This is a genomic window from Mycobacterium sp. NGS49, assembly GCF_059812565.1.
This window is the reverse complement of the sequence record NZ_JCALCX010000004.1, coordinates 276,303-290,625: the sequence shown is the minus strand read 5'-3', so window position 1 is coordinate 290,625 and position 14,323 is coordinate 276,303. Positions and strand designations below refer to the sequence as shown.

Genomic DNA, 14,323 nt, shown 5'->3' with positions numbered 1-14,323 from the left:
TCAGACCTCCACCGGAATCTTGTTCCAGCCCCACTGGAAGCTGGACGGTAGCCGGGTTGCCTGGTCTTCGCGCACCGCGAACTCCGGCACCCGGCGCAGCCATTCTTCCAGCAACACAGCAACTTCCAGTCGCGCCAAATGGTAGCCGATGCAGAAGTGCTGGCCGCGGCCGAACGCCAGCGACCGTTTGATCGGCCTGTCCCAGATGAACTCGTCGGGTCCGGGATACTCGCGCTCGTCGCGGTTGGCCGAGGCCAGCAGTGTGATCACCCGCTGCCCCGGCCTTATCGTCTCGCCGTGGATGGTGAAGGGTTTGCGCGCGGTGCGTGCGAACCATTGTGCGGGCGCGCAGTAGCGGATCATCTCTTCCCGCGCGATCACCGCATTCGCGGCCGGGTGTCTGCGCACCTCCGCCAGCTGCTCGGGTCGCCGGCTGAGCTCCCACAGCCCGTGTGCCACGATCTTTGGCACGGTTTCGGTACCGCCGATGAAAATGCACAGCATCTGGGTGGCGACTTCGACGTCGCTGAGCGCACTGCCGTCGGGCAGGTGGTAGCCGAGCAGCCCGTCGACCACGGGCAGGTCGCCGGCCGCATCCGCGCGACGGCGCTGGACCACCGGCACCAGGAACTGCAGGTAGTCCGGCCGCGCCGCGGCGGTGTCGACGCCCTTCCCGGGCTGGGCCAGGCTGCCGGCGTTGACGGCCGCCAGCACCTGAGGTGCGAGATCCGTTGCTATGCCGAGCAGTTCGCACACCATCGACGCCGCCACGATGCCCCCGTAGTCCTGGGTCAGGTCGAACGAGCCGTGTGCCAACAGCAGGTCGAGTCGTTCGTTGGCAAGTTCGCGGATGCGCGACTGCAACGAGGTGACCGACTTGGGACGCAATGGCCGGGAGTGTGCGCGGCGGATCTCGCCATACAGATCGGTGTCGAACACCGCGTGGAACGGCAGCGGGTGCAGTGGCGGGTCGTCGACCGGTCCGTCATTGTGCTGCGCGAGAACAGAAGCCGGCGGCAAGGTCCCTTCCGAGGCGACGAAGGTGCCGTCGTTGACTTCCAGCACCCGCCAGATGTCCTCGAACCGCGAGAAGGCGAAGGTGTCCCACTGCGGCATGTAGTACACCGGGTATTCCTCGCGCAGCACGCGGTAGTAGGGAAGCGGATCGGCCATCACCTTCGCATCGAAGGGGTCGTAGGAGAAATCCCCGGTCACTGCAGCGGCGACGGCGGTAGGGCCTGCAGAATGGAGTCTTCCCAGCCGTCGCGCAAGGCGGGCGCCACGCTCATCCAGGTGACGATTTCAGCGGGTGGGCTGTCCTTCCAGGACGGGTAGTGGTTCGCGAAGCACTCCCAGCCGCCTTCCAGCGCCCAGTAGTGGATCACCTCGTTGAACCGAAAGGTGGTCGTGAAGGATCCGAGCCAGTGTTTCCCGGTGCTCTCCGACCACGGAACATAGAGTCGCTCCAGTTCGCGGATGTAGTCGTCCTGCCGACCCGGCTTGGTCTGCATGATCTCCTGGATCACCAGCGCCGCATTGAAATTGGCCTCCCGCAACGCGGCCAGGTTCCGGTTGCTGGGTGCGGCGTACATGATGCGGCCCTCTCCGGAGGCGCCCATGTCGGCCAGACAGGCCGCCCACTTCCCGGCCGCCGCTTCATGACTGCCGCCGTGGGCCTGCGCGGCGCCGATCCTGGCGTAGTCGGCGAAGGCGTCGATCTCCCAGATGATCGTCACCTGTGGCCAGTGACCGTTGTAGGGCGTGGTCTCCCAGATCGAGTACAACCGGGCGCCGAGCTCTTCCATCATCGGCTGATAGGTGTCGACGAACACCTCGGTGAAGTCGTCGCTGCGCCCGGAACTTAAATCGATCGTTTCGTGCAGGTACAGCAAGGTATGGCGGTGGTACCTCTTCATGGGGCCGGCTAGCCCAGCCACGCCGAGTCAGTGAACAGCAGTTCGGTGGAACTTATTGACTGGAAAGGTATTTCAGCCGCACGAAGCGCCTGGCCCTTGAATGCGCGGGCCGCCGCGCTGAGTGTGTAGCTAGTTCGGGTCAGGCCGCGGCCCACTCCTAGGGGCCAGACTTCGCCCCACAACGCGACTTCGGTCAGCCGGCTGTCCACCGCTTTGCGCACCAGGGCGCGGACGCGTTCGTCGGCGGTGAACGCCTCGACGCTGACTGCCAGGCCCTGGTTGGCCGGCCCCTCGAGGGCTGAGGTCAGGTCCACGACCTGCGCCCCCAGCACCCGCAGCGGGCGGGCGTCGCATCCTGGCGGCAGCAACACATTCACCCGCCAGCCGGCCATCACCCGGTCGAACAGCCAGCCGCCGGCGGTTTGCACGACGTCTGCGGTGCCGGCGGCGATGACGTCGAGGCGGTGCCGCAGGATCTGGTCGTCGGAGCGGGTTCGCGACGTGTCACTGCGGGGATGAATGCCGAACGTTTGAGTAGCCATTGATCCGTTCCTGTTGCCACGCCCTGCTTTCGTGGCCTGTCGCATTGCCATGGGCTCATTGGACAGCGTGACACTTTTGACAGTTATTGTAAAGCTCCGCCGGTCGCTCAGGAGTGGCGGCGGGCGTCGAGTTCGGCGAGCACCTCGTCGGTGTGTTGGCCGAGTTGCGGCGCCGCGGAACGCGGGGAGCAGGGCGTGCCGTGAAAGTCCGCGGGCGTGGCCACCATCGGGACGCTCGAGTTTCCGTCCGGTACGTCGACGATTCCGCCGGCGGCGTGAAACTGCTCGTCGGCCACAATGTCCTCGAGCGTGTTGATCGGGGACCAGAAAAAGTCCGGTTCGGCGTCGAAGAGGCACGACCAGTCGTCGAGCGACCTGCTCGCGAAGATCTCGTCGAGCGCGGCGATGAGTTGCACCGCGTTGGCCGCGCGGCCGCGGGCGTCGGCGTAGCGCGGATCGGTCAGCCACTCAGTGCGTCCGACCACCCGGCACAGGGCCGGCCAGTGCCGGTCGATTTCCAGTCCGACGATCCAGAACCGCCGGCCGTCGCCGGCGGCGTAATTGTTCATGCAAGGGTTGCCCATGGTGGCGCGCTGGCCGATCGCGATCGGCTGGCCGGTGAGCAGGTAGGTGTTGAGATCGAAGCTCACCGTGTAGGCGCCCTGACGGTAGAGCGAGGTGCAGACCATTTGGCCCGCTCCGGTGCGCTCGCGGGCCAGCAGTGCCGCGCAGACGGCTCCCGCCAGGGTCATGCCCGCCGAGTGGTCGCCCATGCCGCCGCGCTGAAACGGCGGTGTATCGCCGGGGCGGGTGAGCAGGTGGGCGATGCCGCCCCGGGACCAGAACGCCGCGACGTCGTAGGCGGCGCGGTCGGCATCGGGCCCCGATTCGCCGTATCCGGTGATCAGGCCGTAGACCAGGCGAGGGTGATCGGCGGACACCGTCTCATAGTCCAGTCCCAGCCTCTGCAGTGCACCGGGCCGAACGTTGGTGATGAAAACGTCTGCGTCCGAGAGCAATTCGAGCGCGGTCCGGCGGCCGTTCTCGGTGGCGAGGTCGAGCACGACGCTGCGCTTGGACCGGTTATCCATCTCGAACGGCGGGTTCACTCCGAGGTCGCAGCCCAGCATCCGGCCGAACATCCGCCCGGGATCACCGGTCGGCGGTTCGATCTTGATGACATCCGCGCCCCAGTCGGCCAGGATTGCGGCCGCCGCCGGACCGGCCACCCAGACCCCGAGTTCGACGACCTTGATGCCCTCCACTGGTCCCGCCATCGCGGTCAGCCTAGCTTCATCACCAACTGACCGAGGCTCAGGAGGCCTGAATTCGCCGTCCCCGTATTGAACAAGCCTGAATTGAAGCCGCTGATCAAGCCGCTCGCGAAGGGGCCCACGGCCCCTGTGACAGCAGTATTGAAGAAGCCGGAGCTGACTCCGGATGACTGCAGGGCCGCGACAACCGTGTTGAAGAAGCCGGAGACTCCGTGACCGGCGCTGCCGCCGTTGTTGCCGAAGCCCGAGATTCCGGCACCCGTGTTGCCGAACCCCGAGTTGTCGACGGCGCCGATGCCGACGTCACCCGCATCGGTGTCGATGCCGAAGCCGGTGTTCACATTGCCCGCGTTCCCGAAGCCTGTGTTGACGTGACCGGAATTGCCGAAGCCCGTGTTGGTCCCGCCCGAGTTCCATAGACCCGTGTTGAGGTTGTTCCCATTCCAACCACCGGTGTTGATCGAGCCGGCGTTCCCCCAGCCTGTGTTGAGTAGTCCCGAGTTCCAGAATCCGACGTTGCCCGCGCCCGAGTTCCCGAATCCGAGGCTGCCAGTGCCCGAGTTCCCGAAACCGAGGCTGTTGATGTGACCCGGGAAAACGGTATTGGTGCCCGAGCTGAAGATGCCGACGTTGCCGCTACCGGAGTTGAAGAACCCGATGTTGTGATCACCCGAATTGAACAACCCGATGTTGCCGCTGCCCAAGTTGAACAACCCGGCCAGGTCGACGCCGACCCTGCCGTCACCGACAAGCCCGATTCCAATGTTTCCGTTGCCACTGTTCCCGAAGCCGAAGTTTCCGATGCCGGTGTTTCCAGCTCCCACGTTGCCGTTCCCGGTGTTCCCGCCGCCCATGTTCCCGTTGCCGAGATTCCCGAGGCCGACGTTGTTGCTTCCGGTGTTGCCCATGCCCACGTTGTTGTTGCCGGCCGTTGTTTGGAAGGTGAACAGGTTCGGGTTGGACAAATCGGTCGGGCCGCCATTGCCGAAACCGATATTCCCATTGCCGAAATTGCCGAAGCCGATGTTGTTGTTGCCTTTGTTTCCGGAGCCCACATTGCTGTTGCCGTTGTTTCCGCCGCCGACGTTGTAGTTGCCCGACTGCGGTGGCACCAACTGGCTGTTGTCCTTGCCGCTGTTGCCGATGCCAATATTTCCGGTTCCGGTGTTGCCGTGTCCGATGTTCCCGTTACCTCGGTTGCCGATACCCAAGCTGGGCAGGCTCTGCAAGAGCCGTTGGAGATCGGTGGGCAACTGGGCCGCCGCCGTCGAGGCTCCGGCAAAGTAGCCCGTCATCGCTTCGACGTCGGCCGCCCACATCTGCTCGTAGTGCGCCTCCGCGGCCATGATTGCCGGTGCGTTGAGCCCCAGCCAATTCGATCGAATCAGCTGCAAGAAAGCATTGCGGTTGGCCGCTACCGCCGAAGGGTGGATCATCGCCGTGCGGGCGGCCTCGAAGACGCCGGCCACTGTCCGGGCCTGTTCGGCTGCGCCGGCGGCTTGGGCGCAGGCGTGGCTCAGAAACTCTGCATACGGGGCAGCCGCGGCCGTCATCGCCGCCGATGCCGCTCCCTGCCACCAGGCACCGGCCAAGTCCATGGTGACCGATGAGAACGACGACGCCGCCGTCCCCAATTCCGATGCCAGTCCTTCCCAGGCCGCCGCCGCATTCAGCATCGGCGCCGACCCAGCGCCGCTGAACATCAGCAATGAATTTATCTCCGGCGGCAACGTAAGGAAGTTTGCCACGATAGACCCCCTGTCAGGCGGAGCTCCCTAACATCCGGAAGGCACGCTACGCCTGCGTCAGCGTCAATTACTTGTTTTCGCGCGAATGCTAGGCGGCATGGTGGTCGATCAGTTTGACGGTGATCGCGGTTTCGATCTCGCTGATGTCGATGATCGAGTAGATCGGTGGTGCGGTGGAGCGGTAGCGGGCTCCGGTGGGCGTGACGTATTGGGCTGTATGAGTGCCGTTTTCGTCATCAGCGGCGACCTGCCAGCCGGGTGTTTCTTTGGTGTAGTTGCAGCGTTCGCAGAGTCCTTCGCCGTTGGTGGCGGTGGTGGCTCCGCCGTGTTTGACCGGTTGGATGTGGTCGCGGTGGCGGATCGGGGCGTCGCAGTAGGGGGTGCGGCAGGTTTGGTCGCGCAGGTTGATGAACTCGGCCAGCCCGCGGGGGAAGGTCCGCGCGCGCGATTCCATGGCGACCAGGGCCCCGGTCTTGGGGCTGGCGTAGAGGCGGCGCAGGGTGGCCAGGGATTGGTGGTCGGCCACTGCGGCGCTCAACCATCGGCGTGCCACCTCTGCCGGGATCGGCCCATAGCCCTCCACGACGGCGGCGTCGTCCTGGCCGCCGAGCAGCGCCCGGTCGGAGATCACCACGTTGAGCGCGATGTTGGCCGGTGTGGTGGCGGGGGTGGCGGTGATGCGTTCGAAGGCGGTGTCGGCCATCACCTGGCCTCGGGAGCGGCCATCGAAGGTGGTGTCGGCCGCGCGGCGCAGCGCCGCATACACCCCGACGCCCTGGGCGACGGGCAGCAGGACGCTGACCCAGGTCATGGTGTCGGGCGCGGGGCGGATGGTGACGGTGCGGTCCTGCACGGCTTTGGCGGCGCGATCGACTACGGCCCGTGCGTCGCGGCGATAGGCGATCTTTTTGGCCGCGGCGACGATCTTTTGATCTCCGAGTCCATCCAGTGCCGTGGTGTCGGCACACAGTTCCCGGTCGAGTTCGCGCCGGTCCTCGACGTCCAGACAGGCCGATTCGCGCACGATGAGGGTGGCCCGCCATTCCGAGAGCGCCCCTTGCTCCAGCGCGGCCAGGGTGTACGGCATCTCGTGCACGAGGGCTTTGGCGAATCCCAGGTGCCGACTCCCGCGCGCCGGGGAATCGCGGCGGGCCAACGCGACTTCGCTACCCACCCCGCGGCCCCGCTTGGCCGCCTGCACCCCCGCGGCCGCTTCCGCGGCGCGCCGGGCCGCATCCAGCGCGGCCGCCGCCCGCGCCTGCCCCGCGGCGGCGGCGGACTTGATGTGCTCCAACTCCGCGATCCGCGCGACCAACTGCGCCTCGGTGGCACCCGGATCCACCCGCGAGAACCACTCTGAATCGAACATACGTTCGACACTACCACCGTTCCCCGAACCTCGCTTTCCGGCCCGGCACGGTGTGGATAAGCGACGGCATGACCGGCGAGCCGCACAGCGACTCCAGCCACCCGCCCCGGCCGTACCCTGAGGAGCACCTGCCCATACCGACCAAAAGGCGCATCATGAGTCTGGTAGCCGGCCGCGGCCCACTCAGCGGCCATCCCGCCGGCCGATTCGCTCCCCCGATCCCCGAGAACGTCGTCTATATAGAGCCGCATGCGCGCCGGATCCGCGCCGTGCTGAACGGACGCACCGTCATCGACACCGAGCAAGCCCTCATGGTGCACCGGCCGAACCACCCGCTCAGCTACGCCTTCCCGGAAGACGTGATCAACGGGCTCCCAAGCGAACCCGAACCGGAAGCGCCGGGTTTCGTTCAGGTGCCCTGGGACGCGGTTGACGCCTGGTTCGAGGAAGGGCGCAAGCTCGTGCACTACCCGCCCAACCCGTATCACCGCGTCGACTGCCGCCCGACCAACAGAAGGTTGCGGGTATCGATCGACGACACGCTGTTGGCCGACACCGACGACACGGTCATCGTCTTCGAAACCGCGCTCGAGTCAAGGCTTTACGTGTCGCCCCGACATGTGCGCACCGACCTGCTCCGCCGCACCGACACGTCGACGTACTGCAACTACAAGGGATATGCGACCTACTGGGCAGCCGTCGTAGGCGACACCGTCATCACCGACGTCGCCTGGAGCTACCACGACCCGTATCCCGAAAGCCTGTTCATCGCAAAGTTTTTGAGCTTCGACACCGCAAAGGTTCAGGTCGAGGCCGAACTCCCGTAGACCGGCCGCCCCAGCTTCAGCTCGTGCTGGGCGATCATGTTGCGGAACACCTCGAGGCTCCCGCCGTAGATCCCCATCGGCAGCGCCAACCGGAAAAGATGCTCCGCGGAGCCGTCGTCGGCGGACCCCTCGACGTCTGTCGGCAACGCTGCCGCCGGCCCCAGCATGTCCATCAGGTCCGCGGAAATGTCGCGCATGGTCTGCCCGATAGCGACGCGTCCGAACATTCCCGGGGTGGACAGCGCCGCCTCCGTCCGGGCGAAACTGCGTCCGAGGCGGTACTGCACCGACTCATCCGCCACGTTCGCCAGGGCCGCTACCCGGTCCACCGCCTCGGCCATCACCACGCCGTGTCCGGCCATCGCGGCGACATCCTGCAGGCCTTCGGAATCGCGTTCGGTCATGCCGTGCTCGAAGTCCAACGCCGCCCGCATCACCGTCCAGCCGCCGTTGACCTCGCCGATGCGGTAGAGGTCGTCGACCCGCACATCGGTGTAGAAGACGATGTTCGTGCGATCACCGTCCAGCGTGCGAATGCCCTGGATCTCAATGCCCGGTGACTCCAGCGGCACCAGAAACATCGTCAGATTGCGGTGTTTTGGGCGTTGCGGGTCGGTATTGGTCAGCAGGAACACATACTCGGCGTGCTGCGCGTTCGAGGTGAACATCTTGGCGCCGTTGATGACCCAGCTCGATCCGTCGCCCTCCCGCACGGCGCGGGTCTTGCAGGTGGCAACGTCGGAGCCGCCCTCGGGTTCGGTGTAGCCCAGGCACAAACGCACCTGTCCGGACAGCACGCCCGGCAACACCATCTGCACGAGATCCGATGCGCCGAATTGCTCCACCAGATGCGCCACCACGGACGTGGTGCCCCAGTGGTACCACGGTGTGTGCGCCCGGCCGATCTCGAGGTGGAAGATGCGGCGACGCACGGCGCTGAAACCTCCGTCGGATTCCGGCTTCCAGTCCGAGGCCAGATAGCCGGCCGCGCCCAACGCCAGATGCACTCGCTCGTCGAAGTTTTCGCCGAACTCCCGATTCCGGTGGCGCACCTCGTCCGTGACATGCTCGGTGACGAACGCGCGCGTCTGCTCATGGAAGGCCCGGTCGGCGTCGGACAATGGCACCACGGAGAAGTCCACTCAGATCACATCGATCACCAGAGCGCGGAACCGGTCCATCGCCTCCAGCGCGTGTGCCAGGCTGTCACCGGGCAGGTGCACGGATACCCAGGTAACCCCGAGGGCCGCAAGCTTTTCCAGCCCGCTCAAATACGCGTCGGCATTGAAGTCGTCGCCGGCCGGGTTGCCGCCCTCGAAGTTGCTGAAGGTGATATCAACCGCCGACCAGTCCTTGCCCACCGCGTCGCACCGCCGCCGCAGGTCGTCGATCCCCAAGGCCAGCGCGTCCATTGAATCAATGACCGCGGTGCCCGCGGTGCGCGCCAGCCCCGCGGGAGCGGGGAACGGACACCACCCGTCCGCGTATTGAGCGACCCGTTGGCGCGCCATACCGGTATTGCCGCCGATCCAGATCGGCGGATGCGGCCGGGTCACCGGCAAGGGGTGCGCGGTAGTACCTCGCGCGGTGAAATGCCCTCCCTCGAAGGAAATGTCGTCGGATGTCCAGATGGCCCGGATCGCTCGCAAGGATTCCTCGAATAACTCGGCCCGCTGGTCATAATCCACGCCCAGGGCGGCGAACTCCCGGCGCAGGTAGCCCACCCCCACCGCAAGGGTGAACCGGCCGCCGGAGAGCAGATCCAGGGTCGCGCCGGCCTTGGCCACCACGAACGGGTTTCGATAGGGCAGCACCACGATGTTCGGTATCAACCGCAATGCAGAAGTACGTGCCGCCGCAAAGCCAAGGGCCACAAAGGGATCCAACGCGTCGTGACCACCGGCCTCCAGCCAGCGTTGCGAAGGCGCCGGATGGTCGGTGAACCCGAATCCGTGAATGCCCGCCGCCTCGGCCGCCGCCGCCACCGTGGCGATGCCGTCCCCACTCACCAGTTCCGGGTTGTACGGATGGCTGTGCATCGGGTGAGTGATGTTGAACCGCACGGGATTCAGAACCGTGCCGCAGCGTCGATCGACGTGTCAGTGGTGCGTAGCGGGCGGATGAGCGCCTCCTGGGCAAACGAACACAGCAGATCGCCGTCCTCGGTGTGCACCGTGCCGCGCACGTAGGACATCCCCGCCCCGACCTGTGTGCTCTCGTGACTGTAGAGCAGCCAGTCGTCCCAGTGCACCGGTTCATGGAAGGACACGAAGATCGTCATGGGCGCGGTCGACACCGTCAGGTGCGCCTGGCTGGTCCCGATGCCCGGGTGGGCCCGCATCGTCGTTGAAATACCCAGATGGCCAGTGAAATAGGCGAGCAGAGCTTTTGCCAGGTCGTCGCGCTCCGGGATCGGGTCATAGTGCAGCCATGCATACAGCTCCGGCGGACCGACCTCGTCGGGACTGTTCACGTCGACCACGTCCACCAACCGCAGTTCCCGGCCGACCATCGGCATCTCGACGGCATTGGCGTCGGCCGGTGCCGCGACGTCGGGCCGGATCAGGTGATGACGGATGACGTCGCCCGTCGACACGTCGGTCAGCACCGTGACGCTCACGCAGCGCTTGTCGTTCTGCAGCACCGACACAATGGCCGTCGCCGTTGAGCGGCCTTCGTTCAGCACGTCGAGCACGAGTTCGATCGGCGGCCCCACCATGATCGCGCGGGCGAAGACGGCATGTGCCGACCGGACCGACTTGCCCGCAAATCGGTTGGCGGCGGCCACGATCGCCTGCGCAACCACTTGAGTGCCTTCCACCACCTGCCGGCCGTCCTGCCCCGGCAGCCCGGTGTCGGCAGTGAACCGATCGGCCCCGGCGGGCCGCACCTCGAACAGATCGAGCAGGCTCTCGACCGACCACTGGGCCTGTTCAGACTCCGTCGTCAATGTGCTCACCCCTCGTTACCGCAGCTCACGGCCCAGCGTGACATTTTGTGTGATATTTGTAAAGCCGACCCCGCCGCGCATCCGCGTTGACAGCGACGCCCGCGGTGCATGACACTTTTGCAGTGATTTGTAAAGGCACGCTGGCGCCCACACCGCTGGCCGACGGCTTCTGCTTCGGCGAGGGGCCACGCTGGTTCGAGGGCTTGCTGTGGTTCTCCGACATGCTCGGTGAAGCGGTGCACACCTGCGATCTACGCGGCTCGCTGACCACGTTGCCACTGCCCGGCCATTCGCCGTCCGGCCTGGGTTTCCGTCCGGACGGCTCACTGCTCATCGTCTCCACCGAAAGTCATCAGGTGCTGCGCTATGACGGCGACACCGTCGTGCCTGTCGCCGACCTTTCCGGCCTCGCGGCGGCCCATCTGGGCGACATGGTGATCGACGACCTCGGGCGCGCCTACATCGGCTGTCAGGCGTTCGAAGGCGGTACCGTCATCCGGCTCGATCCGGACAACCGTGCGGCCACGGTGGCCACGAATCTCGACTTTCCCAACGGGCTGGCCATCACCCCGGACCGCCGCACCCTGATCGTGGCCGAGTCCATGGGTCGGCGCCTCACTGCGTTCACCATCGGTGCGGACGGTGACCTGACCGACCGCCGCACTTTCGCCGGCGACCTGGACGGCCCACCCGACGGCATCGCCCTCGACGCCGAAGGCGGCGTCTGGGCGGCCATGACGCTGGCTCACCAGTTCGAGCGGATCACCGAGGGCGGCGACGTCACCGACCGGATCGACATGGGTGAACGGGTTGCCATCGCCTGCAGCCTCGGCGGACCGGATCGGCGCACACTGTTTCTACTATCGAGCACCGACGCCTATCCCGAGCGACTGGTGGGCACCCGCATGGGCCGGCTGGACGCGGTCCGGGTGGACATTCCGGGCGCCGGCCTGCCCTGACCCGAGGGGGATGATGACCGACTCGTACTACGAGCTGATCGACGGCGCCGACGCGCACGGCGAGAAGTTCAGAGCCACCGACCTGGCCCGCGGCACCTGGTCGTCCGAGATTCAGCACGGCGCACCGGTGTCGGCACTGTTGACGCGCGCACTGGAGCGATGCGACCGGCGCGAGGACACCCGCTTGAGCCGGGTGGTCGTCGACCTGCTCGGGCCGGTGCCGGTGGAGGGGGACCTGTGGGTGCGCTCGAAACTCGAGCGCGGCGGCAGGCAGATCGAGCTGGTCACCGCGGACATGCTGGCACTCGGGCCCGACGGGGAACCCCGCCCGGTGGCCCGCGCCAGCGGCTGGCGGTTGCAGCGGGTAGACACCGCCGCCCTCTTGCACGCGGCCACGCCTGCGCCCCGCCCGCTGTCCGAGGCGCGCGACCGCAACCTGAAGGCAAGGAATTGGGACCGCAATTACGTACACAGCCTGGAGTGGCTGTGGCTGACCGAGCCGCTGACGCCGGGCCCGGGTGAATCGTGGATCAAGCCGATCGCCGATCTGGTCGCCGGGGAGACCATGACACCGCTGCAGCGGTTGTTCGCAGTGGCCGACTGCGCCAACGGCATCGGCAGCAAGCTGGACATCACCAAATTCACGTTCCTCAACACCGACCTGGCCGTGCACGTGTTCCGGATTCCGGAGGGTGAGTGGGTCGGCATCCGCGCGGAGACCAGCTACGGGCCCGACGGCATCGGCACCACGATCGGGACACTTTTCGACGAGCAAGGGGCGGTCGGCGCCATCCAGCAGTCGGTGCTGGTGCGGCCCAGGGCGCCGAAGACCAGTCCGGTGGGAGAGAACCAGTCATGAGCCAGCCGTCGCCGGTGAGCGAAAGCGTGGAGAACGACACCTCGACCCGCCAGCGGATCCTTGCCGCCACCGCGGAGGTGCTGGCCCGCAGCGGCAAGACCAAACTCAGCCTGTCGGAGGTCTCGACGCAGGCGGGGGTGTCGCGACCCACGCTCTACCGCTGGTTCGCCTCCAAGGAGGAGTTGATGTCCGCGTTCTCACGCTACGAACGCGAGAATTTCGAGAAGGGACTCGCGAAGGCGACGGCCGGGCTCAAGGGCGTTGAAAGACTGGATGCCGCATTGCGATTCATCGTCGACTACCAGTACTCGTACTCAGGTGTACGGATGGTCGACATCGAACCAGAACATGTCATACCGCAGATGTCCGGTGTCATCCCCGAGATGCGCGAGGGTCTGCAACGGCTCCTGCCCGGCCCCAACGCCGCCGTGAAGGCGGCGACGGTGATCCGAATCGCCATCTCGCACTACGTCGTTCGCAGCGACGATGCAGACCAGTTTCTTGCTCAGCTGCGCCACGCCGTCGGCATCAAGGGTCCGGAGTGAACAACACCGCCGCATTGAGGTAGCCGGCCGGGTCCAGCGCCGCCTTGACCGCGCGCATCACGGCGATATCGGCGGGCTCCCGCGACATGCCCAGGTACGGCCGCTTGCGCGTGCCGACGCCGTGCTCTGAACTGACATTGCCGCCGCAACTGGCGATCAGGTCCATCATCTGCGCATACAGCGCGGGCTCTTGATCGGTCGGGAAGCCCAGCACATTGAGGTGCAGATTGCCCTCGCCGATGTGGCCGAACAACACCGGCAGCGCCTCGGGCACCCGTGCAGCAACCAACGCCACCGCGTCGCGGGCAAACCCGCCGACGGCCGACAGGGGCAGCGACACGTCGAACTTCAACGGCGGCCCGTACACTCCCAGCACCTCGGTCACCGCCTCCCGGACCCGCCATAACCGTTGCTGCGCAGCAAGATCCACACCGACGGCCGGTTCACCGCACATGTGCACACCGTCCAGCAGGCCGGCCAACCGCTCGGTCTGGTCATAGTCGGCCGCCAGTTCCACCAACAGCAGCCAGTCACCCGAGACCGGCGCGTGCACCCCCAACTGCGCTCCGGTCAGAGCCGCCGCCCGGCCGTCGATCAGCTCCAGCGCCGCAATGCCGTCCACTTCGGCGAACCACCGGCCGGCGTCGACCAAGGCCTCGAGGTCGTCGAACCCGCACACGGCCGTCACCCGGTGTGACGGGGTGGGATGCAGCCGCAGGTCCAGTGCGGTGATCACCCCGAGGGTTCCCTCCGCACCGACGAACAGCGACGTCAGGTCGTAGCCGGTGTTGTCGCTGCGCACCCGGCTGTGCCGGCGCAGCACCGAACCGTCGGGCAGCGCCACGTCCAGGCCGACCACCTGCTCGCCCATGTTCCCGTAGCGCACCGTGCGCAGGCCGCCGGCATTCGTCGAGGCCATGCCACCGACGGTGGCCGTATCGCGGGCGGCCAGGTCCACACCGAACACCAGCCCCGCCGCCGCGGCCACCCCCTGCACCGTTGCCAGCGTGACGCCTGCGCCAACTGCCAGCCGGCGCTCGGCTACGTCGACATCGCTTATGGCAGTGAGCCTTTCGGTGGACAACAACACGTCGTCGTGCTCGGGCACGGTGCCGGCCACCAGGGACGTGCGGCCACCCTGCACGGTGACGTGGGCCCCGGCGTCGCGGCACACCCGCAGCACCTGGGCCACCTCGTCGGCCGAACCCGGGCGCACCAGCGCGCCGGCCCGGCCGCGGTACCGTCCGGTGTGGTCGACGCTGCGGCCGGCCAGCACATCGGTGTCGGTGACAACATGATTCGAGCCCACCACATCGGCCAGACTCGACAGCATG

The 14,323-nt window shown here is 66.6% G+C and carries 14 protein-coding genes; 4 read left to right on the top strand and 10 right to left on the bottom strand.

Going from position 1 to position 14,323, the window contains the following annotated elements; all coding sequences use genetic code 11:
* The 6 genes from AC5Y7D_RS06200 to AC5Y7D_RS06175 all read right to left on the bottom strand — a co-directional run bounded on the left by AC5Y7D_RS06200 (nt 1) and on the right by AC5Y7D_RS06175 (nt 6,849).
* Nucleotides 1–1,173 (bottom strand): cytochrome P450, encoded by a 1,173-nt coding sequence (locus AC5Y7D_RS06200; protein WP_499922461.1) that lies wholly within the window; start codon nt 1,171–1,173, stop codon nt 1–3.
* Nucleotides 1,174–1,211: 38 nt separating this feature from the next.
* A complete protein-coding gene (locus AC5Y7D_RS06195; RefSeq protein WP_499922421.1) occupies nt 1,212–1,916 on the bottom strand; it encodes an NIPSNAP family protein in 705 nt (234 codons plus the stop codon).
* 8 nt (nt 1,917–1,924) lie between these two features.
* Nucleotides 1,925–2,458, bottom strand: coding sequence for a hypothetical protein (locus tag AC5Y7D_RS06190; RefSeq protein ID WP_499922420.1), 534 nt, complete (start codon nt 2,456–2,458; stop codon nt 1,925–1,927).
* Nucleotides 2,459–2,565: 107 nt separating this feature from the next.
* A complete protein-coding gene (locus AC5Y7D_RS06185) occupies nt 2,566–3,735 on the bottom strand; it encodes a CaiB/BaiF CoA transferase family protein (protein WP_499922419.1) in 1,170 nt (389 codons plus the stop codon).
* Nucleotides 3,736–3,740: 5 nt separating this feature from the next.
* Nucleotides 3,741–5,480, bottom strand: a complete 1,740-nt coding sequence (locus AC5Y7D_RS06180) for a PPE family protein (RefSeq protein WP_499922418.1) — start codon at nt 5,478–5,480, stop codon at nt 3,741–3,743.
* Between the two features lie 88 nt (nt 5,481–5,568).
* Nucleotides 5,569–6,849: an HNH endonuclease gene (locus tag AC5Y7D_RS06175; protein ID WP_499922417.1), complete on the bottom strand. Its 1,281-nt coding sequence runs from the start codon at nt 6,847–6,849 to the stop codon at nt 5,569–5,571.
* A gap of 155 nt (nt 6,850–7,004) precedes the next feature.
* Between AC5Y7D_RS06175 and AC5Y7D_RS06170 the strand changes: the two genes are divergently transcribed.
* A complete protein-coding gene (locus AC5Y7D_RS06170; protein WP_499922416.1) occupies nt 7,005–7,676 on the top strand; it encodes a DUF427 domain-containing protein in 672 nt (223 codons plus the stop codon).
* Here the strand turns inward: AC5Y7D_RS06170 and AC5Y7D_RS06165 are convergent.
* The 3 genes from AC5Y7D_RS06165 to AC5Y7D_RS06155 are packed head-to-tail and all read right to left on the bottom strand — an operon-like array spanning nt 7,652 to nt 10,635.
* Nucleotides 7,652–8,818 (bottom strand): acyl-CoA dehydrogenase family protein, encoded by a 1,167-nt coding sequence (locus AC5Y7D_RS06165; protein ID WP_499922415.1) that lies wholly within the window; start codon nt 8,816–8,818, stop codon nt 7,652–7,654. The genes AC5Y7D_RS06170 and AC5Y7D_RS06165 overlap by 25 nt on opposite strands.
* Nucleotides 8,819–9,739, bottom strand: coding sequence for an LLM class F420-dependent oxidoreductase (locus tag AC5Y7D_RS06160; protein ID WP_499922414.1), 921 nt, complete (start codon nt 9,737–9,739; stop codon nt 8,819–8,821).
* A 5-nt stretch (nt 9,740–9,744) separates the two neighbouring features.
* Nucleotides 9,745–10,635 carry an acyl-CoA thioesterase gene (locus AC5Y7D_RS06155; protein WP_499922413.1) on the bottom strand — a complete coding sequence of 297 codons (891 nt, stop codon included), beginning with the start codon at nt 10,633–10,635 and terminating at the stop codon, nt 9,745–9,747.
* A gap of 131 nt (nt 10,636–10,766) precedes the next feature.
* On the opposite strand from AC5Y7D_RS06155, the gene AC5Y7D_RS06150 reads away from it, so the two are divergent.
* From AC5Y7D_RS06150 to AC5Y7D_RS06140, 3 genes are read left to right on the top strand one after another with little or no spacing between them, the layout of a single operon-like run.
* The gene (locus AC5Y7D_RS06150; protein ID WP_499922460.1) at nt 10,767–11,585 is read left to right on the top strand and encodes an SMP-30/gluconolactonase/LRE family protein; all 819 of its coding nucleotides are present in this window, start codon (nt 10,767–10,769) and stop codon (nt 11,583–11,585) included.
* 13 nt (nt 11,586–11,598) lie between these two features.
* Nucleotides 11,599–12,444, top strand: a complete 846-nt coding sequence (locus AC5Y7D_RS06145; RefSeq protein WP_499922412.1) for a thioesterase family protein — start codon at nt 11,599–11,601, stop codon at nt 12,442–12,444.
* Entirely contained in the window at nt 12,441–12,989 is a 549-nt protein-coding gene (locus AC5Y7D_RS06140; RefSeq protein WP_499922411.1) for a TetR/AcrR family transcriptional regulator, read from the top strand. The genes AC5Y7D_RS06145 and AC5Y7D_RS06140 overlap by 4 nt, the downstream gene beginning before the upstream one ends.
* On the opposite strand, the gene AC5Y7D_RS06135 is transcribed toward AC5Y7D_RS06140, so the two are convergent.
* On the bottom strand, nt 12,973–14,322 hold the full coding sequence (locus AC5Y7D_RS06135) for an FAD-binding oxidoreductase (RefSeq protein ID WP_499922410.1): 1,350 nt from the start codon (nt 14,320–14,322) through the stop codon (nt 12,973–12,975). The genes AC5Y7D_RS06140 and AC5Y7D_RS06135 overlap by 17 nt on opposite strands.
* Nucleotide 14,323 lies beyond the last annotated feature (1 nt).

Coding starts and splice junctions, on each gene's coding strand:
- AC5Y7D_RS06200 (WP_499922461.1), bottom strand. CDS start 1,173: ATGGCCGATCCGCTTCCCTACTACCGCGTGCTGCGCGAGGAATACCCG.
- AC5Y7D_RS06140 (WP_499922411.1), top strand. CDS start 12,441: ATGAGCCAGCCGTCGCCGGTGAGCGAAAGCGTGGAGAACGACACCTCG.
- AC5Y7D_RS06145 (WP_499922412.1), top strand. CDS start 11,599: ATGACCGACTCGTACTACGAGCTGATCGACGGCGCCGACGCGCACGGC.
- AC5Y7D_RS06170 (WP_499922416.1), top strand. CDS start 7,005: ATGAGTCTGGTAGCCGGCCGCGGCCCACTCAGCGGCCATCCCGCCGGC.
- AC5Y7D_RS06135 (WP_499922410.1), bottom strand. CDS start 14,322: ATGCTGTCGAGTCTGGCCGATGTGGTGGGCTCGAATCATGTTGTCACC.
- AC5Y7D_RS06175 (WP_499922417.1), bottom strand. CDS start 6,849: ATGTTCGATTCAGAGTGGTTCTCGCGGGTGGATCCGGGTGCCACCGAG.
- AC5Y7D_RS06185 (WP_499922419.1), bottom strand. CDS start 3,735: ATGGCGGGACCAGTGGAGGGCATCAAGGTCGTCGAACTCGGGGTCTGG.
- AC5Y7D_RS06195 (WP_499922421.1), bottom strand. CDS start 1,916: ATGAAGAGGTACCACCGCCATACCTTGCTGTACCTGCACGAAACGATC.
- AC5Y7D_RS06190 (WP_499922420.1), bottom strand. CDS start 2,458: ATGGCTACTCAAACGTTCGGCATTCATCCCCGCAGTGACACGTCGCGA.